21 protein-coding genes and 1 pseudogene are annotated in these 20,943 nt (G+C 35.4%); 9 read left to right on the top strand and 13 right to left on the bottom strand.

The genetic code is table 11. The features are described from left to right. Window positions 1–60 precede the first annotated feature (60 nt). Entirely contained in the window at window positions 61–801 is a 741-nt protein-coding gene (locus ACGH6P_RS08595; protein ID WP_267360562.1) for a carbonic anhydrase, read from the top strand. A 269-nt stretch (window positions 802–1,070) separates the two neighbouring features. Here the strand turns inward: ACGH6P_RS08595 and ACGH6P_RS08590 are convergent, their stop codons facing one another. The 7 genes from ACGH6P_RS08590 to ACGH6P_RS08560 form a co-directional block, all read right to left on the bottom strand. Then, a complete protein-coding gene (locus tag ACGH6P_RS08590) occupies window positions 1,071–1,907 on the bottom strand; it encodes a transporter substrate-binding domain-containing protein (protein WP_411597274.1) in 837 nt (278 codons plus the stop codon). A 41-nt stretch (window positions 1,908–1,948) separates the two neighbouring features. After that, complete coding sequence (locus ACGH6P_RS08585; protein ID WP_411597273.1) at window positions 1,949–2,374, bottom strand: GNAT family N-acetyltransferase; 426 nt, start codon at window positions 2,372–2,374, stop codon at window positions 1,949–1,951. Between the two features lie 18 nt (window positions 2,375–2,392). Continuing rightward, on the bottom strand, window positions 2,393–3,151 hold the full coding sequence (locus tag ACGH6P_RS08580) for an amino acid ABC transporter ATP-binding protein (protein WP_411597272.1): 759 nt from the start codon (window positions 3,149–3,151) through the stop codon (window positions 2,393–2,395). After that, window positions 3,148–3,888, bottom strand: a complete 741-nt coding sequence (locus ACGH6P_RS08575; protein WP_267351956.1) for an amino acid ABC transporter permease — start codon at window positions 3,886–3,888, stop codon at window positions 3,148–3,150. The genes ACGH6P_RS08580 and ACGH6P_RS08575 overlap by 4 nt, the downstream gene beginning before the upstream one ends. Window positions 3,889–3,905: 17 nt before the next feature. After that, window positions 3,906–4,877 carry a glutathione S-transferase family protein gene (locus ACGH6P_RS08570; RefSeq protein ID WP_411597271.1) on the bottom strand — a complete coding sequence of 324 codons (972 nt, stop codon included), beginning with the start codon at window positions 4,875–4,877 and terminating at the stop codon, window positions 3,906–3,908. A 173-nt stretch (window positions 4,878–5,050) separates the two neighbouring features. Further along, window positions 5,051–5,752 (bottom strand): response regulator, encoded by a 702-nt coding sequence (locus ACGH6P_RS08565; protein ID WP_411597269.1) that lies wholly within the window; start codon window positions 5,750–5,752, stop codon window positions 5,051–5,053. An 18-nt stretch (window positions 5,753–5,770) separates the two neighbouring features. Beyond that, on the bottom strand, window positions 5,771–7,360 hold the full coding sequence (locus ACGH6P_RS08560; protein ID WP_411597268.1) for an ATP-binding protein: 1,590 nt from the start codon (window positions 7,358–7,360) through the stop codon (window positions 5,771–5,773). A gap of 279 nt (window positions 7,361–7,639) precedes the next feature. Between ACGH6P_RS08560 and ACGH6P_RS08555 the strand changes: the two are divergent. The 7 genes and pseudogenes from ACGH6P_RS08555 to citX all read left to right on the top strand — a co-directional run. Then, a pseudogene (locus ACGH6P_RS08555) lies at window positions 7,640–8,932 on the top strand (2-hydroxycarboxylate transporter family protein); the annotation flags it as partial. Between the two features lie 94 nt (window positions 8,933–9,026). Then, window positions 9,027–9,869, top strand: a complete 843-nt coding sequence (locus ACGH6P_RS08550; protein ID WP_267360551.1) for a fumarylacetoacetate hydrolase family protein — start codon at window positions 9,027–9,029, stop codon at window positions 9,867–9,869. A gap of 8 nt (window positions 9,870–9,877) precedes the next feature. After that, window positions 9,878–10,933, top strand: a complete 1,056-nt coding sequence (gene citC, locus ACGH6P_RS08545) for a [citrate (pro-3S)-lyase] ligase (protein WP_220215745.1) — start codon at window positions 9,878–9,880, stop codon at window positions 10,931–10,933. After that, on the top strand, window positions 10,934–11,224 hold the full coding sequence (gene citD / locus ACGH6P_RS08540) for a citrate lyase acyl carrier protein (RefSeq protein ID WP_065559668.1): 291 nt from the start codon (window positions 10,934–10,936) through the stop codon (window positions 11,222–11,224). After that, complete coding sequence (gene citE / locus ACGH6P_RS08535) at window positions 11,221–12,108, top strand: citrate (pro-3S)-lyase subunit beta (RefSeq protein ID WP_411597266.1); 888 nt, start codon at window positions 11,221–11,223, stop codon at window positions 12,106–12,108. The genes citD and citE overlap by 4 nt, the downstream gene beginning before the upstream one ends. A gap of 12 nt (window positions 12,109–12,120) precedes the next feature. Then, entirely contained in the window at window positions 12,121–13,650 is a 1,530-nt protein-coding gene (gene citF, locus ACGH6P_RS08530; RefSeq protein ID WP_267351946.1) for a citrate lyase subunit alpha, read from the top strand. A gap of 70 nt (window positions 13,651–13,720) precedes the next feature. Beyond that, a complete protein-coding gene (gene citX / locus ACGH6P_RS08525) occupies window positions 13,721–14,257 on the top strand; it encodes a citrate lyase holo-[acyl-carrier protein] synthase (RefSeq protein WP_411597264.1) in 537 nt (178 codons plus the stop codon). A 107-nt stretch (window positions 14,258–14,364) separates the two neighbouring features. Here the strand turns inward: citX and metB are convergent, their stop codons facing one another. After that, window positions 14,365–15,549, bottom strand: a complete 1,185-nt coding sequence (metB, locus tag ACGH6P_RS08520; RefSeq protein WP_411597263.1) for a cystathionine gamma-synthase — start codon at window positions 15,547–15,549, stop codon at window positions 14,365–14,367. A 174-nt stretch (window positions 15,550–15,723) separates the two neighbouring features. On the opposite strand from metB, the gene metJ reads away from it, so the two are divergent. Beyond that, entirely contained in the window at window positions 15,724–16,041 is a 318-nt protein-coding gene (gene metJ, locus ACGH6P_RS08515) for a met regulon transcriptional regulator MetJ (RefSeq protein ID WP_065559663.1), read from the top strand. A gap of 106 nt (window positions 16,042–16,147) precedes the next feature. Here metJ and rpmE read toward each other — a convergent pair whose 3' ends face one another. From rpmE to ACGH6P_RS08490, 5 genes are all read right to left on the bottom strand, one after another. Continuing rightward, complete coding sequence (gene rpmE / locus ACGH6P_RS08510) at window positions 16,148–16,363, bottom strand: 50S ribosomal protein L31 (protein ID WP_065559662.1); 216 nt, start codon at window positions 16,361–16,363, stop codon at window positions 16,148–16,150. Window positions 16,364–16,506: 143 nt separating this feature from the next. Next, on the bottom strand, window positions 16,507–17,559 hold the full coding sequence (degS, locus tag ACGH6P_RS08505) for an outer membrane-stress sensor serine endopeptidase DegS (protein WP_267351941.1): 1,053 nt from the start codon (window positions 17,557–17,559) through the stop codon (window positions 16,507–16,509). A 112-nt stretch (window positions 17,560–17,671) separates the two neighbouring features. Next, window positions 17,672–19,045, bottom strand: coding sequence for a Do family serine endopeptidase (locus tag ACGH6P_RS08500; RefSeq protein WP_324101220.1), 1,374 nt, complete (start codon window positions 19,043–19,045; stop codon window positions 17,672–17,674). A gap of 72 nt (window positions 19,046–19,117) precedes the next feature. Next, window positions 19,118–19,519 (bottom strand): ZapG family protein, encoded by a 402-nt coding sequence (locus ACGH6P_RS08495; protein WP_065559659.1) that lies wholly within the window; start codon window positions 19,517–19,519, stop codon window positions 19,118–19,120. A 61-nt stretch (window positions 19,520–19,580) separates the two neighbouring features. Then, on the bottom strand, window positions 19,581–20,042 hold the full coding sequence (locus tag ACGH6P_RS08490; protein ID WP_267360544.1) for a DUF721 domain-containing protein: 462 nt from the start codon (window positions 20,040–20,042) through the stop codon (window positions 19,581–19,583). Window positions 20,043–20,943 lie beyond the last annotated feature (901 nt).

The raw sequence follows: 20,943 nt of genomic DNA, 5'->3' as shown, positions 1-20,943 counted from the left end.
TCAGGCTTGTTTAATAAGTCTATAATTTCGCCACAAATCACATTATTAAATTGAGAAATTATGAAATTGAACATAAGGATTGTTGCTTTAATTGCAACATTTAGCTTCCCCTGTTTTGCAAATGAACATACCACTCATTGGGGATATGATGGGCAAGAAAAGCCTGAAAACTGGGGAAAGCTTTCACCGGAATATTCAACTTGTGAAAATGGCAAGAATCAATCACCAATCAATATTGAACATGCGTTTAAAACAAATCATCCTGAGCTTAGTCTTATTTTCAATTCTGCTAAGCAAGAAATGATTAATAATGGTCATACTATACAAATCAATGTATCGGGTGAAAATAGTTTAACGTTGGATGATGAAGTTTTTACATTGCAGCAATTCCACTTTCATACGCCTAGCGAAAATGAAATTAACGGTAAGCATTATCCGATGGAGGCGCATTTTGTTTATAAAAATCAAAATGGCGATTTAGCGGTAATGGCGTTAATGTTTAAAGAAGGTAAAACTAATTTAGAATTAGAAAAAGCATGGCATCAAATGCCAACAGCGGTGAATAAAAGCCTGATATTAGATAATGCCATTAATATAAAAGCGTTATTACCCAATGTATTGGACTACTACCGCTTTAGTGGTTCACTGACTACGCCACCTTGTACAGAAGGGGTAAGGTGGATTGTGTTAGAACATGAAAGTTATGCATCAAAAGCACAAATCGAAAAATTTCATTCAATTATGCAGCATGATAATAACCGACCAATTCAACCGTTAAATGGACGAATCATTGTTGATTAATTAGTTTGGCTCTGGAATCATCTTTCCAAGAGCCATTAATTATCAATAAGAAAATCTTCTAGTCTTACATTTTATAGCTTAAAAATACTTGTAAAAGTAAAGACCTTGATACCATTTGAGTATAAATCCATACTAAGCCTTCCCCATAATATTCAGCATTTTAAAGCATTGTGAATAAGTGCTTTATATATCTATTTCATTATGGTAGGCAACGCTATTTAACCCAATGTTTTAGCTATAAACCAATTGGTTATTTTGATTATGTTAGTTCACTGTTTGGGTGAATAATCAGCACCAAAATAATGAATACTAATTTCTGATAATTTTCCATTATTGATGATCTTTTGGATGCCTTGATTGATATCTTTGGTTAATTGTTCACCTTTCTTTCCTTTGCTGATCAATAAGTAACTATAGGGGGAAGCAATACGTTCAGCATCTTCGTTGCTTAAATCGATACTTTTGAGTTTCAAGTTATGTTCGCTGATATATTGCGACAACATGACTTTATCAATTAACTGAAAATCATATTGTCCTGTTTCAACATGCTGTAACACTGGCAGTAAGTCTGCTTCACTGTAAATGATGTTGACGGGGTTATCGGGATGTTGTTCATTGTATAACTCTAACGCTGTAGCATAATTAAGCCCTGGTGAAACTTCAGTCGATTTGCCTTTTAAATCACTAAAACGGTTAATATTGTCATTATTTTCAGCTACTGCTATCACATATTGGTTCATGAAAATTGGCGAAGAATAAAAATATTTTTCTTTGCGTTTTTCATTCATCGCATAATTATTGGCTCCGACTTGATAACGTTGAGAGTCAAGTCCTGCTAAAACCGAAGGAAACTCGGTAACTTCAAAATTGATTTCATATTGTGGTAATTGGGCAAATACCGCTTTGACTACCTCAATATCGTAGCCAATTAATTCTCCTTTATCATTTACCGTCGTAAAAGGGCTAGGTGCGCCAGAGGTAGCAATAGTAATTTTTTCCTTTTGGGTTGTTGGTGAGTTTTCTTTTGCGTTATCACAGCCAGATAATAAAACAGTTAAAGTTAGTACGCTTAAAGCTGAAATAAAATAATTTGTGGGGATATTCATAATGCTACTCTCCTTTTTTACGGAATAAAGCTAAAACAGTTTTAGATAAAACCCATATTTTTCATTTCTGTTTGATGATCGACCTGATAACGAGCCATTCCCGTTTTCATTAAATCGAACCCCATATTTTTATAAAATTCGATGGTTTGGGGATGAGTATAAAGAATGATATTGCAGTGTTTGACCTGTTCTACCAGTTTTTCCACAATTAACCGTCCAAATTGCTGACCATGTAAATGGTTTGCCAGCGCAATGTTATAAATGGCTGCCTGACAAATACCATCTGATAATGTGCGTCCCACACCCACTACTCGTTTTTTTTCCAGTAAAAAAACGACGCCATAACTCTGTTTAAAGACTTGTTCTTGGGTTTTGGCATCAAGCGAACTGAGTCCATAAAAGGCAAGTAAGTCAGCGACATCTTGCCAGTTAATATTTTGACAATGTTGTTGTAAAACAATACTCATTACGACCTCTTTTATTCATTAGATTTCATACTCCATTTGCATGGTATTGTAATAGCGCGTTAAAAAATCACGAGTTCTTTGCTGAGTTGGATTGGTAAACACTTGTTTTGGTGTGCCGTCTTCTATTATTTGCCCTTTATCCAAGAAAAAGACTCGAGTTGCGATTTCGTGTACAAAACTCATTTCGTGAGAGACAAGGAGCATCGTTATACCTGACTTTGCTGCTAATTTTATCGTAGCTAACACTTCTCCGACTAATTCAGGATCTAAGGCGGAAGTGGGTTCATCAAGTAATAATACTTTAGGATCCATGGCTAACGCTCTGGCAATGGCTACTCGTTGCTGTTGTCCTCCCGATAGCTGTTTGGGGTAATGATAGATTCTTTCACCTAGTCCAACTTCAACTAATTTGTCATAAGCTATTTGTTGTGCTTTATCTTTGGGATATTTTTTTACAACAACTAATCCTTCCATTACATTTTCTAATGCATTTTTTTGTTGGAATAAATTAAATTGTTGAAATACCATTGCAGTTTGTTGGCGAAATCTGACTAATTGTGATCGCTTTACACGGCTGACATCCAACTCAATATCATCAATAGTAATTTTACCGAATTGCGGTCTTTCTAATAAATTTAAGCATCGTAGTAGTGTTGATTTGCCTGCTCCTGACGCACCGATAATTGCCACAATATCATGAGGTTTAATGTGAAAATTAAGATTATTAAGTATTGAATTATCTTGAAAAGATAAAGTTAAATTTTGCACATTTATCATAATAGTTTCCCTCGGCGATAACTTGGTGTATTCACCGTGTCAGATATCGTAAGGCGCTTTTCCAAATATCTAACGATCAATTCAATAATAATGGTTAATGCCCAGTAGATGAGTGCCAATGAAATATAGACTTCAAAATAGCGATAACTATGTCCAGCTAAGGTTTTACCTCTGCCCGTCATTTCAGTTACAGAACAAACGAAGGCGAGGGAGGTTCCCTTAAGTAAGCCTATTAGTGCGTTACCAAGGTTGGGTAAGGCGACAATAAAGGCTTCCGGAATAATGATTCGACGTAATAACTGGCTATAGGTCATCCCAAGGGACTGTGCTGCTTCAATTTGTCCTTTATTTACCGATTGTAATGCGGCACGTATTGTTTCTGAATTATATGCCGCTTCATTAAAAGAAAACGCAATCAAAACAAACAGCATTGGCGGAACACTGTTAACATTAAAATCGGTATGATAATAATAATTGATATAACGTAATATAATAGGAATACCATAGAAGCTTAAATAGAGTTGCACTAGCAATGGCGTGCCTCTAATAAATGAAACAAATATCATCGCTATCTGGGAAAGAACAGGTATCTTGTTCATTTTAATAATAGCGATGATGAGTCCTAACATTACTCCCAGTAACATTGAAAAAAGAGTAATAAACAATGTGACCGGCAAATAAGCAAGTAATGTCGGAATTTGGCTGAAAATTAATCCAATATCTACTATATTTGGCATTCGTATTATCCCAATAATTAGTGATTTGTACTAAAACGTTTATCTCGATTATGGGGAGCATGCCAATTGCTAACATCAGGGCCTAAAGGCAAAATATCATAAGGATTATGCGCATTATTACTCAAAAAATAGCCCTTTTTTATCGCTTCAAAATCGGTGGTTTCACCAAAAGCCGGGATTTGATACAGATCTCTGGCATAAGCCCATAAATTAGGGTAATCAATAATTCGATTACGGTTAGTTTTGAATGCAGAATAATAGGCAACATCAAAGCGTGCTAATGTAACATACAGACGAATATCGGAATCAGTAATATTATCACCAAATAGATAGCGTGATTTGTCTAAACGTTGCTCCAGTTTATCTAATTGATTGAATACAAGATGATAAGCTTCTTCGTAAGCTTTTTGTGAGCGTGCAAACCCTGCCTTATAAACGCCATTATTCACTTCATGAAAAATCACATGGTTAAGTTCATCAATTTCCTTACGTAAATGTAGAGGATAAAGATCGGGCGCACCTGATTTATGAAAGGGTTTAAAAACGGTTTCCCAGTAGTAGGTTAAATTAAAATAGTCATTGTTAACCACTTTGCCGGTTTTCACATCCACTATGGTTGGTACGGTTGCTCGACCATGGTAATTGGGATCTGTCGAGGCATAAATTTCAGGTAAGTAGCGAATACCGAGCACCGGATCGACGCCTTTAGGATCCAGCGAAAACTCCCAACCATGGCTGGTACGGACGGGTGATACTTTACCAACACTGATCACATGCTCTAACCCCAATAACTTAATCGCTATCATCTGGCGGTGTGCCCAAGGACAAATTGCCGCCCAAATTAAACGATAACGACCCGATTCAACCGGCAGCATGCCTGGCTCGTTGCCGAAGGGAGTATCAAATCGATTAGATTGACGAACAAAAGCGCCATCTTGGTTAATTTCATTATTTTCGGTAGTGACTACCTTTCCTATCGCTATAGACATATGCTTACTCCTCTTATTTGATACGGCAGAATCAATCCTGTTTCAGGATTGGATAAATTCAATCTAGCATCAAATATTTAGAGGATAAAATAATAAATAAGCATATTTATATAATTATCAATTATATGGATAGCTGGTTTTAGTGGTACTTAACTCGTGTTTGGTAATTGGAACTATTTACCTAATCGTTTATATAGTCTTTCTGGACGCCCGATTTTTCCATGGTTAAGTTCAACGGTTAATAATTTTGTTTGAACACAGTGTTCTAAATATCGTCTGGCGGTCGTTTTACTGATTTGGGCATTTTCGACTATATCATCTACCGTTAACGGTTTGTCTGTTTTCATAAATAGATCTTTAACTTTTTGTAGAGTGATTTCCTCGATACCTTTTGAATGACGATTAATGCCGACAAAATCTTTCGTTTGCAAATTAAAAAGTTCATCAATTCTTCGTTGATTGACATGCTTTTGTAGGCTTTGCCGATATAAGAACAGCTCAAAGCGCTCTAACGAATGTTTTAAACGTTGATAGGACAGTGGTTTTATTAAATAATCAAATGCACCCAAGCGTATTGCTTTGCTACACGTATCCATATCACTGGCTGCAGTAATGAAGATAACATAACAATCTAGATGATTATTAATGATATATTCAAAAAGATCAATACCTTTTCCATCTGGTAAATAGTTGTCTAATAAAATTAAAGTTGGTTTTAATTTATCGATCATTATTTTTGCTTCAGCTAAATTGGAGGCAATACCGATAACGTTTACTTTGGTATCACGTTGAATAAAATCAGCATTTAGCTCAGCTAAAATTGGCTCATCTTCAACTATAAGTAATTTAATTATATCATCTTTTGATTGATTCATACTTTCTTATCCCTCATGTTATTTGGGTATGAAAACGGAAAAAATTGCACCGTAAGGTTCATTATCTTCAAATGTAATATAGCCATTAGCTTTTTTAATGTAAGTCAAAACGAGATGCAAACCAATCCCATGTTCTTTAGTATCTTGTGATGTGACGCCGGGTTTAAAAATTGAATCACGAATTTTCTCATCTATACCACAACCTTGATCACTAATTTCTAATACAATTTCATCGGTTGCATCACTAAGATATAAATAGATCGTTTTATCGCCACGATCGTTTTTCAAACTAGCATTGAATGCGTTATCAAGTAAATTACCTAAAATAGACATAAATTCTGTTTCGGTAATTGAATCGGGCAATGTATTTAACTGGCATGCAGGATCGAACATCAGTTTTAAACCAATTTCATGTGATTTAGAATATTTACCTATTAACAGACCACATACAGCAGGTACTTTAAAATGTTCAGTTATAAAATCTAAACTAGCTTGATTATCGGCAGAGTGCAACGCAATAAAAGATTCTGCTTCTTGGTAACGCCTCATATAAATTAAGCCAGATAGTGTTGCCATCCAATTAAGATGCTCGTGTCTTAATGTGCGCAAATTATCCACATATTGATTTACCTGAGTTAATTGCATGCTTAATAAGTTAATATCATTGTAATTACGGAACGTAATAACCCAACCTTTAATCTTATTATCAACCATAATTCGAATTCGATTAGCAATGACAATAATATTATTAAAATAACAAATATGATCATGTATATCTTGGATCTTGTTATCATTTCCACATATAAATTCTGTTGATTCAATAAAATCCCATAAGGTATGATGAATCAATTCATTATCTTTGACTTTAATTTTTAACATCGATCTTGCTGATTGATTGATATTCATAATTTTGTAATCAAGATCAATGGCAATGACACCCTCAAAAATGGATTCCATAATTGATTTTTGACTTTTTACCAGTAATGCAATTTCTTTCGGCTCCAAATTAAACATCTGTCTTTTGATTGCCTTAGAAAAACAAAAAGAAAAGATAAACAATGCTAAAAATAGTAATGAACAAAAAAAGATAAAAGGGATGACTTGTTTGATATGTAGTGCATAAATATCATCAATCATATAACCAATTGAAACAATGCCAACAATTTTACCTTGATCAATTATTGGTGCTTTGCCTCTTAATGCTAACCCAAGTGAACCTTTACTAATGGTAACACTGCTATTGCCATTGAGTACTTGCTGATTATCGTCACCAATCATGGGTGAAAATAGGGCATTATTGGCAGTATGAAAAAGGCGATGGGCATTTTCATCACCAATAACAATATAACTTGCGTCACTTTGTTGAAAAATATCAATTACTAATTCAGCTATTTTATTAGTATCTTTTTCTCTAACATATTTTATTAAACTGGGTATTACTGCTAATTCTCTTGCTTGAATTTGCGCTTTTTCACCTAAACTTCGGTATAAATTTGTTTCTGTCGCATTCCAAATATAACTTTGTAATAGAGCTAAAATAATCAATGAAAAGATCAAAAGAGATAAAAATAATTTCGTAGTAAATGATAATTGTACTTTCTTTCGCATTTTTACATTTACTTTTCAAATTAAAGTAGAGGTGAGTGTAACACAGCATAAAAAAACTTTGAGCCATTAAAACCATAAAAACCACAGTTAAAATATGATTTATATCACAAAAATGAGATTCATATTTTGTCACTATACGCGCCAATTAATTCGAACAAATCAAATCATTTTGGAGAAAAAATACATATGGTGGATTTCAATTCAATTGGAAAAACGCATAATCAAAAAGAATCAACGAGTAAGCCCGTTGAGCAAAATTTAAAAGGGTGGCCTTATAATTGGTGGCGACTCATGGACAATTATAAAATTGGTGTAATTCCACTTCCATTATTTATTATTGCTGGTATTCTTATTTTCACCGAAGTGTTAGTAACAGGTAAGTTACCGAGTGAAATCGTTGTTATGGTTGTCACTTGTGCATTTTTTGGCTTTTTGTGTGGTGAAATTGGTAAACGTTTACCGATCGTTGGTAAAATGGGTGCAGCAGCAATCTGTGCAACCTTCATTCCATCTGCTTTAGTTTATTATGGAATTCTTCCTACGCCAGTTGTTGAAGCAACAACTAAGTTCTATAAAGATACGCATATTCTTTATTTATACATTTGTTGTATCATCGTTGGTAGTATTATGAACATGGATAAGAAAACACTTATTCAAGGTTTCTTAAAAATCTTTGGACCGATGGTATGTGGTGAGATTGTCGGGATGCTTGTTGGTGTCGGTGTCGGTTATCTACTAGGTTTAACACCGTTTGAAACATTCTTCTTCTTGGTATTACCTATCATGGCTGGTGGTGTTGGTGAAGGTGCAATTCCACTTTCAATTGGCTATGCTGCAATTTTAGGTATGGAACAAGGTGAAGCCCTAGGTCGTGTATTACCGATCGTTATGTTAGGTGGATTAACGGGTATTATTTGTGGTGGTGTCCTTAACCGTATTGGTAAAGCTTATCCACATTTAACGGGTAATGGACGATTATTACCAGCGTCAGAAGAAGACGAAATTACAGATAAAAAAGCAACTAAAGCAGATTCTGTTATCGATGTGACAACATTTGCTTCAGGTGTATTATTAGCCGCTATCCTTTATATGGTTGGTATGATTGGTCATAAAGTGACAGGTATTCCAGCGCCAGTAGGAATGTTATTTGCAGCTGTATTTGTTAAATTAATATCAGGTGTTTCACCAAAAGTATTGAGTGGTTCACAAGTCGTTTACAAATTCTTCCAAACGTCTGTCACTTATCCAATTTTATTTGCGGTAGGTGTGGCAATCACTCCATGGGATAAAATTGTTTCTGCATTTACGTTAACTAACTTAGCAGTTATTGTTTGTACCGTGGTTAGCTTAGTAACAACAGGCTTCTTTGTAGCGAAAAAATTAGGTATGTATCCAGTAGATGCGGCTGTTATTTCATGTTGTCAAAGTGGTCAAGGCGGAACAGGTGACGTTGCAATATTAACCGCAGCGGAACGAATGGAGTTAATGCCATTTGCACAAATTGCAACCCGTATTGGTGGTGCGATTAATGTATCGGTATCGTTACTTATTCTCGGCAATTTCTTAGTATAGTTAAATTTTTTTAACAACAACCTTAGCCTAGACTAGGGTTGTTTGTTTTTATTTTATAGTAATAATTAATACAAACAGCTTTTAAGGAGTACTCATGAAGCTTGTCAGTTATCTTGTCTCTGGTAGAGCAAGTTTTGGTCTTCTCACTAATCATGGTATTGTTGATTTAAAACAAAAATTTGGTGATAAATATGCTGATTTGAAATCATTACTTGCTGATGAAGAAGGCTTGTCGCTAGCGAAAACCTATGTTAATGCTCCAAGTGACATTAATGAGCAAGATATCACTTATTTACCGGTTATACCGAATCCAAATAAAATTTTATGTGTTGGCATGAACTATGCTGAAAAAAGAGCAGAATTTAATGAAACCAGTTCAGCACCAACATTATTTGTTCGTTTCCCTGATTCACAAACAGGGCATAAAACAAATATTCTCAAACCAGCTATTACCAATGAACTAGATTATGAAGGTGAACTTGCCATTATCATTGGTAAAGGTGGTTTTCGTATTAAGCAAGAAGATGCATTATCACATGTAGCAGGTTACAGCTGTTATATGGACGGTTCAATCCGCGATTGGCAATATACTTGGTTTACGGCAGGTAAAAACTGGCCAAGTACAGGTGCATTTGGCCCTTGTTTAACCACGACTGATGAGATTCCTGATCCTACCGTATTATCTTTAACGACCTATTTAAACGGTCAGGAAATGCAACACGATTATGTCAAAAACTTAGTTCATACTGTGCCTGAACTTATTTCTTATATCAGTACTTTTACCCGTTTATCTCCTGGCGATGTTATTCTTACTGGTTCACCGGGTGGTGTAGGTAAAAAACGCAATCCTCCAGTATTTATGAAAGATGGTGACAAAATTGAAGTTGAAATCTCTGGAATTGGTCGTTTAACGAACTATGTGGTAGCAGAAAAATAGGTGATATTATGTATAGTTTAGTCGATTTTTCAGTGGTAGATATCTCAAAATCATTAACTGAACGAGAACAAATTATTCGTTTGTTAACGCTATCGGATCTAAACTTAGACCCTCAAGTCCATATATTTATCGTTGCTTACATGGACGGTAAAATGGTGGCTTGTGCTGGCATTGATGACAATATTATTAAATGTGTTGCGATTGACCCCGATTATCGTGGAAATCAGCTTAATTTGACTTTGTTGGATAATGTTATCAAATATGCTAATGAGCAGGGGCATTTTCATCTCTTTTTATATACTAAACCTGAAAATATCGACTTTTTCAAAGGGTGTGGATTTTATCCTATCGTCGAGGTAAATAATCTTGTCGTATTAATGGAAAATACCCCCGTTGGAATTAAGCAATACTGTAAATATTTAAGTGAACACCGTAAAGAAGGGAACAAGATTGGCAGTGTAGTGATGAATGCTAATCCATTTACAAAAGGTCACCAACATCTTTTACAGTATGCTGCCAGTCAATGTGATTGGCTTCATGTTTTTGTCGTCAATGAAAATGTTTCACTGTTCCCATTTGATGTACGTTTACAACTGGTGAAAGAGGGATCGAAACACTTAAAAAATGTCACGGTACATGCCAGTTCTGCCTATATTATATCTAGAGCAACATTTCCTACTTATTTTTTAAAGGATAATGATAAAATTGATTACGCTTACATGGGGATCGATTTATTAATTTTCCGTAATTATATTGCCCCAGCACTGAATATTACCTATCGTTTTGTTGGAACCGAGCCCTACAGTCAAATAACTAATGCTTATAATACTTCAATGCGTTATTGGTTACAGGATAAAGACGTTAGTCCTTTCCCGGTTGTGACGTTAGTTGAAATTCAACGTATTCTTGAAGGGGAAGATATCATATCCGCTTCGTTGGTTAGAAAATTACTGGCTGATGAGCAATATGAAGAGGTAAAACGATTAGTTCCTGAAACAACATGGAACTATCTAGAGGCTAATTTAGATTCAGTCAAAAATTTAATTCGTTCAAAAGGTAACTAAATGAAAATCAAGAAAGAAGCCATGGCTGGCACTCTCGAATCAAGCGATTTGTTAGTGAAAGTCACTCCTAATACAGGAATTGAAATTGTTATTAATAGTGATGTTAATAAGCAATTTGGCGATCAAATACGCGCCGTTGTTGAGCAAACCTTAACAAGTCTTAATGTGACTGACGGTTTAATTATTATTGATGATAAAGGCGCTTTAGATTGTGCGATTAAAGCTCGAGTACAATGTGCAGTATTGCGTGGCGCAGAAGAAGAGAACTTAGATTGGAGTAAATTACTATGAAAAAATTGCGTCGAAGTATGTTATTTCTGCCGGGTGCGAATGCAGCGATGTTATCCACTTCGTTTGTCTATAAGCCTGATTCAATCATGTTCGATCTTGAAGATGCAGTATCATTAAAAGAAAAAGATTCTGCTCGTTTATTGGTTGCACAAACATTACGTCTTCCGGTTTATAAAGAACATGGAATTGAAACTGTTGTTCGAATCAATGCGCTCAATACTCCATTTGGCTTAAAAGATCTTGAAGCTGTTGTGAGAGCAGGTGTTGACGTTGTACGTCTACCGATGACAAATAGTGCTGAAGATATCCATGAACTTGAAGTTCATGTTGAACGAATTGAAAAAGAGTGTGGTCGTGAGGTTGGTAGTACTAAATTAATGGCAGCTATTGAATCTGCGTTAGGTGTAGTAAATGCTGTTTCAATCGCAAAATCTTCACCACGTTTAATTGGTATAGCGTTAGCTGCGTTCGATTATTTAGTTGATATGCAAACTGAGCGTGGAGACGGTACCGAACTATTTTATGCACGTTGTGCTGTTTTACATGCAGCGCGAGTGGCGGGTATTGATGCATTTGACGTGGTTTATTCTAACGTTAATGATGATGAAGGCTTCTTGAAAGAAGTTAGCTTAATCAAAAAATTAGGTTATAACGGTAAATCACTGATTAATCCAAGACAAATTGAATTACTACATAATGCTTATGCGCCAACAGCTGCAGAAGTTGAAAACGCACAAAAAGTGGTTGAAGCTGCTGAAGAAGGTGAAAGAAAAGGGCTTGGTGTGGTTTCATTAAATGGCAAAATGATTGATGCACCGATTATTGCACGTGCTCAAAAAATTATTGAGCTAGCCAAATATTCTGGTGTACGTAAAGAAATTTGATAGGATTATAAAATGACGACTTCTATAGACAAAAAAATTGATGATTTGCTAAAACAGCATCCCGATCTAAAAAATATTGCACCGTTTGTTGATGCTAATGCAACAACGCCTTATTTAAAAGATGAGTCAAAATACACACGTAAATTATGTGATTCTATCGAACAAGCAATTCATAAATGTGAATTACGTGATGGAATGACGATCTCTTTCCACCATGCTTTTCGTGAAGGTGATAAGGTCATTAACAAAGTTGTTGAAACGATCAGCAAACTTGGTATTAAAAACTTAACGTTAGCATCAAGCTCATTGTTAAGTTGTAACTCTGCCTTGATTCCACATATTGAAGCAGGTGTGATTACCAAAATTTATACCTCTGGTTTACGAGGTAAATTGGCTGATGCTATTTCACATGGATTAATGGATAATCCTGTTCATATTCACTCACACGGTGGACGAGTAAAACTTATTCAAAGTGGTGAAATTAACATTGATATCGCATTTTTAGCTGTTTCAACAGCGGATGAGCAAGGTAATGCCAATGGTGTATCGGGTAAATCTCAATGTGGTGCATTGGGTTATGCGATGGTTGATGCGCAATTTGCGAAAAAAGTAGTCTTGTTGACTGAAGATATCGTTGGTTATCCAAATCATCCGGCAAGTATTCGTCAGGATCAAGTCGATTATATTGTAAAAGTCGATGAAGTTGGTGACCCGACTAAAATCAGTGTCGGTGCAGCACGAATTACCAGCAATCCGCGTGAGCTAATGATTGCTCGCTATGCTGCGGATGTCATCGAGTATTCTGGCTATTTTAAAGACGGTTTCTCAATTCAAACCGGTTCAGGTGCGTCTTCAACGGCAGCCACCCGATTCTTAGAAAATCGTATGCGAGCTAAAAATATTACTGCCTCATTTGCATTAGGTGGTATTACAGCAAGTATTGTTGATTTACATGAAAAAGGGTTAGTTAAACGTTTACTTGATACGCAAAGTTTTGATGGTACCGCAGGACAATCTTTAGGTAAAAACCGAGATCATATCGAAGTTTCAACCAATGTCTATGCAAACCCTGCATCGAAAGGGGCGAGTGTGGATGAGTTAGATATTGTTATCCTTAGTGCATTAGAAATCGATCTTGATTATAACGTTAATGTATTAACAGGATCGGATGGTGTTATGCGGGGTGCGTCTGGCGGTCACTGTGATACCGCGGCCGGTGCAAACTTAACCATTATTGTTGCGCCATTAATTCGTAGCCGTATTCCAACTGTGATCAAGAAAGTGACAACCGTTGTAACACCAGGTGAGAGCGTTGATGTGCTTGTAACTGATCATGGTATTGCTGTTAACCCTAATCGTCCAGAAATCGCTGAACGTTTAAAAGCAGCAAACTTACCGGTAATGAGCATTGAAGAGCTTTACCAACGTGCGGTGTCATTGACTGGTGAACCAAAACCAATTGAATTTAAGGATAAAATTGTTGGTATTGTTCATTACCGAGATGGTTCGGTGATTGATGTCGTACGCGAAGTTAAAGACTAACTAACTTGCAATAGCATGACATGATGACATGCTATTGCCTTCTTTTATCTAAATAGCAGACAAGATCACAATGATAGTAAAATTTGATGATGGTACACCAATCACGCTTGAACAGATGTTACTTGCGAAAGAAAAACGAGTTGCCAATCAACTTTTTGCAATCACACACTATCAACAACCAATCATCTCACTTTGTTTGGTTATTCCAGGGGCTATTAAAAATAGTAGTGGAGCACACTATCTATTTAATCAAGCGATCCAAGCATTACATCACTGTTTGAGTACAAACAATATTACTATCGTGAATGAACAGCATTATCATCAAATCACAGGGTTTGAAGCGATTATTTCGGTAGCTTGTCAAACAAAAAAGTTAAAACAATTTTGTATTGATATTGAAGATAATCATCCTTTAGGACGATTATGGGATATTGATGTTATTGATCCCACTACCCAACAGAGCCTTTCTCGAGCTCAATTTGAACAACGTCCAAGGCAATGTCTAGTGTGTGATGAAGTAGCAAAAATTTGCGGACGAGCCAAACGACACTCACTTGATGAGATATTTACCGCAATTCAAAATAAAATTATCCATTACGGCAAATAAGATTTAAAATTCATTATCAAAATCAATTAATTAAATCTTAAAAGGATTGATGAAAAAGATTATAATAGTGGAAATCATCAACCCATAATTTAATTGAATAATTAAAGCTAAATAGCCGCTAATGCTTGTTTTAAATCACCGATTAAATCATCGATATCTTCTAATCCAACTGAAATGCGTAATAGTTGATCGGAAATGCCAGCCGTCTTACGAGCTTCGGCACTAATTCCTGAATGGGTCATCGTTGCAGGGTGACAGACTAAGCTTTCAACTCCACCTAATGATTGTGCCAAGGTAAATATATTCAGCGCTTTTAAAAATTTAGGCATAACATCAGCATTGCCGACCAATTCAAAACTTAAAAGAGAGCCAAATCCTTTTTGCTGTTTTTTAGCAATATCGTGACCAAGATTAGACGGTAAAGATGGATGGAAAACTTTAGCAATTTTAGGATGATTCACTAAAAACTCAACTACCTGTTTAGCATTGTCTTGTTGTAGTTTGACTCGAGCAGCTAAAGTACGTAATCCACGCAATAATAAGTAGCTATCAAACGATGATGTTAACGTTCCAATGTTGTTTGCCCACCATAAGACATCTGTTGCTAATTTTTGATCTTTGAAGACCAGAATGCCAGCCAATAAATCGGAATGACCATTTAAAAATTTGGTACAAGAATGGGTGACAATATCGGCTCCAAGTTCTAATGGCTTTTGTAGAATAGGTGTCATAAAAGTATTATCCACTAATACAATTGCACCCACTTCATGCGCTTGTTGAGTGATCGCTTGAATATCGACAACACGCAAAAGAGGATTACTTGGTGATTCAATTAAGACTAATTTAGGACGCAGATTTAACGCTTCTTTCAATGCAACAGGATCGGACTGATCAACAAATTTTGCTTTAAAATGACCTCGTTCACTTAAGCTGTTAAATAACCGATAACTGCCACCATAGCAATCATGAGGCGCAACCACTAAATCATTAGGGGATAATAATGCAACGCTAACTAAATGAATGGCTGACATTCCACAATTCGTTAATATAGCATCGGATCCACCTTCCAATTTTGCGACGGTTTGTTCAACTAATCGTCGGCTAGGATTTGATTTTCGACCATAATCGAATTCTCTGGGTTTTGCAAATTCTTCATAGCGGTAACAAGTTGAAGGTGTAATCACTGGAACGACACTACCGTATTGATCATCGGTATTTAGACCACCCCGGACAGCAATCGTCCCTTGATTTAAATTAGCACATTGGCTTTGATTGTTAGATTGATTAGCCATAATAACCTTCCTAAACCTCTTGATTTATTCTTAGATATCAGTTGTATAAGAATAACACAATTAATAAAGACGTCAACATGTCTAGACGTCTAAGTATCTTGGTGTGTAGATTGCAGTAAAACAAAAAAAACGTTAAAATTATCCACATTATTTGTGATGTAATTTGGTGGAAAAATGATGAAATGGAATGGCGACTATATCAGCCCTTATGCAGAGCACGGTAAAAAAAGTGAGCAAGTAAAAAAAATTACTGTTTCAATTCCGTTAAAAGTCTTAAAGATATTGACTGATGAACGTACTCGTCGACAAGTGAATAATTTGCGTCATGCAACCAATAGTGAACTTCTTTGTGAAGCTTTTTTGCATGCTTATACAGGGCAGCCTTTACCATGTGATGAAGACTTACAAAAGGATCGAGAAGATGGTATTCCACAGCAAGCTCAAAAAATGATGAGGGATTTAGGTATTGATCCTGATCTGATTGATGAATAAAAATTAAATGGTTATCATCGTTCAGTATCATTAGAGAAGGGATATAAAAAAGGCGCATAAAGCGCCTTTTTTTATGATAATAACGAAAAAATCGTTACAACAAAAACTATTTTTTACCGCCAACCATTGAAAAACGTTGTTTGAATTTATCCACACGTCCACCAGTTGCAACATCACGTTGTTTACCAGTATAGAATGGGTGACACTCACCACATACGTCAAGATGAATATCATGACCAATAGTTGAATGAGTTTTGATAACATTACCGCAAGAACACGTTGCTGTAATTGCTTTATATTCTGGGTGAATACCTTCTTTCATAATAAGCCTCTAGAGTTGGTTCGTATCGCTATATAAACGGCTGTGAAAGCAAAGTCTATACACCATACGAGTGTTAAAAAACATGATTAAGGTTGCGAATTATACGCTTTAAACTGCTGGTAATCAAGCAATAAAAGCCTTGTTTAAACAGGTAACTGACCAATAGTTACTTGTAACTCAACCTTTTCACCGTTTCGCAATACTACTATGGGGACGGTTGTGCCTGGTTTCAACTCGGCTATTTGATCCATTGTTTGAATAATGGATTTTACAGGCTTGTTATCAACCATAATTAAAATATCATCTGTTTGTACCCCAGCTTGTAAAGAGGGGCCTTCGGCATTAGTAACCAAAATACCTAAAACAACCGGCATATCGCTTGGATTTCGAGTAGGCGTAAATTCTAATCCATCAATACCAATATAACCGCGTATTATTTTGCCATCTTGAATCAATTTATTCATTATCTTTACCGCTAAGGCCGTTGGAATGGCAAAACCGATACCTTCGGGTACTTCATTTCCTAAATTTTTAGCAAAGGTTAGGGTGTTAATTCCGACTAATTCACCTTTAGTATTGACGAGTGCCCCTCCAGAATTACCATGGTTAATTGATGCATCAGTTTGAATAAAGTTTTGTCGACGATAAGGACTTAAACCATCACGTCCTGTTGCACTGATAATACCTTGCGTAATGGTTTGCCCAATATTATATGGATTACCAATAGCTAAAACAACGTCTCCAATCTTTGGTTCTCGGTTAGGATTGATGTGAATTGTTGGTATATTGGTAGCTTCAATTTTAAGAACTGCAATATCAACCAGTTTATCAGAACCAACAGTTAGCGCTTCAAAAATTCGTCCGTCTTGTAAAGCAACGATAATTTGTTCTGCACCATCAACAACATGATAATTAGTAATAATGTAACCCTGCTTACTCATAATTACCCCAGAACCTAGTGGTGTAATTGGGTTATCTGTCGATTGTTGAGACATTGCATTCACTGAACGGCTGTAGATATTCACAACCGCGGGTGCAGCAATTTTGACAGCATCAGAATAACTTATGGGTTCGTTATCAAAGATTGATCTTGAAAAGTTTGATTGTGTTCCATTGCGCAAGGTCGGAAATATAATCAATAGCACTATCGCTAAAACAGTACCAATCAATATAGGCCATAAAATTTTCTTAAGCATAATGATTTGATTGTAAAGGGTGATAAGAAGATTTTAGCACATCTGACTAGATGTTGAAATTAATGATTTTCGTCGATACAAAAGCATCGACGAAAAAAAATTTATTCAGGAATTAGCGTAAAATTAAATATAAACGGCTATCACCCCGAACAATATTTAGCGCAATTGCAGATGGTTTGCTGTCAATAATTTTGCGAAGATCCGCAATATTGTTGACACGTGTTTTATTTACACCCGTGATAAGGTCGCCTTCTTGCAGGCTTAAACTTGATGCAGGTGAATTTTTAGCAATGCTCTCAATAATTACACCTTTTTGTCCTTTAATTTCACCATTAGTTAATATAGCGCCGTCAAGGGAAGCGTGTAAAGATTTTGCTTCGGTCGTCGATTCGTCGCTATTTTTTAATTTTACACTAACGGTTAGATTTTTGCCGTCACGAATTAAACCTAATTCAACAGTTCGTCCAACACCAGCGGTAGCAATTTTAGCTCGTAATTCGGCAAAACTATCAACGGGTTTTCCATCCATTGACACAATCACATCGCCAGATTTAATACCGGCTTCCTTTGCGGCCGAGTCATCGATAACTTCACTAACAAATGCGCCTTTTTGAATTTCGAGATCAAACGCCTTTGCAATATCAGAAGTTAATTCATTCCCTTTTATACCTAATACACCCCGTTTGACTTCGCCAAATTCAATTAATTGCGAAGTTAAATTTTTCACCATATTACTTGGAATCGCAAAACCGATACCTACATTTCCACCACTAGGTGCAATAATGGCGGTATTAATTCCAACTAATTCACCATTTAAATTGACCAAGGCTCCACCTGAATTGCCTCGATTAATTGACGCATCTGTTTGAATAAAATTCTCAAAACCATTCATACTAAGTCCACTACGAGCAAGCGCGGAAATAATACCCGAAGTAACCGTTTGACCAATTCCAAAAGGATTACCAATTGCCACAACATAATCACCAACACGTAATTTATCCGAATCAGCGAGTTTCAGTGCGGTTAATTTTTTACCATCTTGAATTTGCAGTAATGCAATATCACTTTGTTGATCTTTACCAATTAATTTGGCTTGATACTCATGACCATCATTTAAAGAAATAATGATTTTATCTGCATTTTCAATAACATGATTATTGGTTACTACGTAGCCTTTTTCAGCATCAATAATGACACCAGAACCTTGACCAGTAAACGCTCTCGATTGACTGTCAGGATAACCAAAGAAACGTCTAAATTCCTCTGGCATGTTATTTTGCATCTGAGCAACACCTTCAACTTTAATGCTAACAACAGACGGTAATACTGTTTCTAGCATTGGAGCCAAACTCGGTTTTTCAGTATTATTATCGGTAGGTATCGATGGAAAAGCAGCATAAGCATTTGAAAACATCGATAAACTTATACTTATACTTAAAGCAATAACACTTAATAGTTTTTTTTGTTTTTTTACTGAATTGTTCATTTTACAACTCTCGCTTTTCGAATAATTTAAAAATAATAGAAACTTATACTAGCGTTTACTAGTGAATTCGTATTAAGACCGTTGATCATCCGTTTTAAATAAATTTGAAGGATTATCAGAATAATCTTTAGGTTGCTTTTCTAAAACTAATTTTGGGCTACTGTCAGAATTATTTTCATCAAGACTAAGATTAGGCATATTTTCGCTACCAATAATCTGTTGCGAATTTTCTGCCATATGTTGATAAAGACGTCTAAACTCTTTAGCCATATTATCTAAGATTTCAGCACTGTGGGAAAAATGTTGTGCAATCATTTGTTTTTGAGTTTTCAATTCTTCTTGTGCTTTATCAAGCTCTCGTTTGGTATTTGCATATTGACGAGCTTTAGGACTAACCACATTCATTAAAATAGCGCCTACAATCAAGCCTATCACTAATCCAATTAAAATATAGATGATAATGTCTTTTTCCATAAATTACTCCTTGTACATTATATAGTCTGATTATATAAAATTAATCTAAACTTACTCGTTATCATTTTGCATGGTTAGCAAGTTTAATCAATTGTTTTTTTAGTTTATTTGGTGCATTTTCTGCTAATGCATATAAATAAGTTGCACTAATTTGTGTCATTGTACTGTTCATTGTAGCATCATTTGACGAATGATTAACCCTTTGGGATGAAGGTGCAGCAATATCAGGATTAATACGATATTGAATAGAAGCTAAAGATGGCAATAAGTTTTTGCGAATACCGGTTAATAAATTGCTTTGTTCATATTTTAGTCGAGTAAGCCAACTTGCTGAACTGACTTCAAGAATGAGAATGCCTTGCCTAAAATTAGATACCCGACATTGAACATTTAACGGAGGAGGTAGTAGATCAAATACAACATCAGATAATTTCTTTAACGCATATATTCTTTCTTGAATATGCAATAAAGACGAATCTTGCGTCAAAATTGACGAAAGTATTTGTGGTTCATTATCACGCATAGGCTAACCTCATGCTCTCCATTATGATCTTTTGCTCTGTAAAAAACATACGCAATATATGACTAAAATAATTTAGCGCATCTAATAAAAAATATCTTACTAAAAAAAACCATTTACAGATAGTTAAAAAAACTTTTTCATATTGTTAATCTAGCATACTGAAAATAAACAACTTGTTTTGGAAGTCGATCCTTTATAGGAATAGCACCGCTTAAAAACGTTTATTTCAAGTAATAGCATAATTATCGTTTTATAAAAAAGGAAATCATCATTTATTACTATTATTTTAACAAAGATATCCAAGCAGTAAATGATTAAAAGCAATAATTGATACAGATTAGTTATATCGCTAATTTAATTTGATATATTTCAAATTAAAACATAAAAAAATGTTGCAAAGTGTAAATAAATGACGTAGTTTGTAAACTAAATTAGGTTATCATTTCCGATAATAAAAATTAGTAACAAAACTTAAATAAAATTAATCAAACAGGAATAGGCTAAATATTATGGAGCAATTAGGTTATCGTATTTTATCACCGTTTTTTATTTTATTGTGTCTTGGCGGTGCTCGTTTAAACATACGCTTTAATTTATGTTTCGAACGACCCTCATCATTTTATTTAAACACTAATTCTTTTTTGACTATTGATCCCCCCCATTATTCCAACTTAATCAACCAAAATCATTATTACCCAAATAACGTTGGAAAGCTGACTAACCAGTCCGACACATCAGCAAAGGAGTAACCCATGGCGAACAAAATAACTACCCTTATCAATCAAGTCGGTGAAAGTTTACTGAATGAATTAACGGGCGAGGTCAGCCACAACCGCTACACCTTAACGGTTGATAATCTGATTTCGCCGGTTTCTGTTTTACACGTACAAGGTGATGAACA

Origin of the sequence: Gilliamella sp. CG25 (assembly GCF_046635705.1) — a bacterium.
GTDB classification, from domain to species: Bacteria; Pseudomonadota; Gammaproteobacteria; order Enterobacterales; family Orbaceae; genus Gilliamella; species Gilliamella apicola_I.
Note: the sequence above shows the minus strand (reverse complement) of the source record. Positions and strands in the feature narration are given on the sequence as shown.

Excerpts from the sequence above, each read along its gene's own strand:
- ACGH6P_RS08590 (WP_411597274.1), bottom strand. The coding sequence starts at position 1,907 with ATGAATATCCCCACAAATTATTTTATTTCAGCTTTAAGCGTACTAACT.
- ACGH6P_RS08490 (WP_267360544.1), bottom strand. The coding sequence starts at position 20,042 with ATGCGTGATAATGAACCACAAATACTTTCGTCAATTTTGACGCAAGAT.
- citX (WP_411597264.1), top strand. The coding sequence starts at position 13,721 with ATGATAGTAAAATTTGATGATGGTACACCAATCACGCTTGAACAGATG.
- metJ (WP_065559663.1), top strand. The coding sequence starts at position 15,724 with ATGATGAAATGGAATGGCGACTATATCAGCCCTTATGCAGAGCACGGT.
- ACGH6P_RS08550 (WP_267360551.1), top strand. The coding sequence starts at position 9,027 with ATGAAGCTTGTCAGTTATCTTGTCTCTGGTAGAGCAAGTTTTGGTCTT.
- citD (WP_065559668.1), top strand. The coding sequence starts at position 10,934 with ATGAAAATCAAGAAAGAAGCCATGGCTGGCACTCTCGAATCAAGCGAT.
- ACGH6P_RS08595 (WP_267360562.1), top strand. The coding sequence starts at position 61 with ATGAAATTGAACATAAGGATTGTTGCTTTAATTGCAACATTTAGCTTC.
- ACGH6P_RS08495 (WP_065559659.1), bottom strand. The coding sequence starts at position 19,519 with ATGGAAAAAGACATTATCATCTATATTTTAATTGGATTAGTGATAGGC.
- ACGH6P_RS08500 (WP_324101220.1), bottom strand. The coding sequence starts at position 19,045 with ATGAACAATTCAGTAAAAAAACAAAAAAAACTATTAAGTGTTATTGCT.
- ACGH6P_RS08575 (WP_267351956.1), bottom strand. The coding sequence starts at position 3,888 with ATGCCAAATATAGTAGATATTGGATTAATTTTCAGCCAAATTCCGACA.
- citF (WP_267351946.1), top strand. The coding sequence starts at position 12,121 with ATGACGACTTCTATAGACAAAAAAATTGATGATTTGCTAAAACAGCAT.
- citC (WP_220215745.1), top strand. The coding sequence starts at position 9,878 with ATGTATAGTTTAGTCGATTTTTCAGTGGTAGATATCTCAAAATCATTA.
- ACGH6P_RS08565 (WP_411597269.1), bottom strand. The coding sequence starts at position 5,752 with ATGAATCAATCAAAAGATGATATAATTAAATTACTTATAGTTGAAGAT.
- ACGH6P_RS08585 (WP_411597273.1), bottom strand. The coding sequence starts at position 2,374 with ATGAGTATTGTTTTACAACAACATTGTCAAAATATTAACTGGCAAGAT.
- degS (WP_267351941.1), bottom strand. The coding sequence starts at position 17,559 with ATGCTTAAGAAAATTTTATGGCCTATATTGATTGGTACTGTTTTAGCG.
- metB (WP_411597263.1), bottom strand. The coding sequence starts at position 15,549 with ATGGCTAATCAATCTAACAATCAAAGCCAATGTGCTAATTTAAATCAA.
- ACGH6P_RS08570 (WP_411597271.1), bottom strand. The coding sequence starts at position 4,877 with ATGTCTATAGCGATAGGAAAGGTAGTCACTACCGAAAATAATGAAATT.
- ACGH6P_RS08580 (WP_411597272.1), bottom strand. The coding sequence starts at position 3,151 with ATGATAAATGTGCAAAATTTAACTTTATCTTTTCAAGATAATTCAATA.
- rpmE (WP_065559662.1), bottom strand. The coding sequence starts at position 16,363 with ATGAAAGAAGGTATTCACCCAGAATATAAAGCAATTACAGCAACGTGT.
- citE (WP_411597266.1), top strand. The coding sequence starts at position 11,221 with ATGAAAAAATTGCGTCGAAGTATGTTATTTCTGCCGGGTGCGAATGCA.
- ACGH6P_RS08560 (WP_411597268.1), bottom strand. The coding sequence starts at position 7,360 with ATGCGAAAGAAAGTACAATTATCATTTACTACGAAATTATTTTTATCT.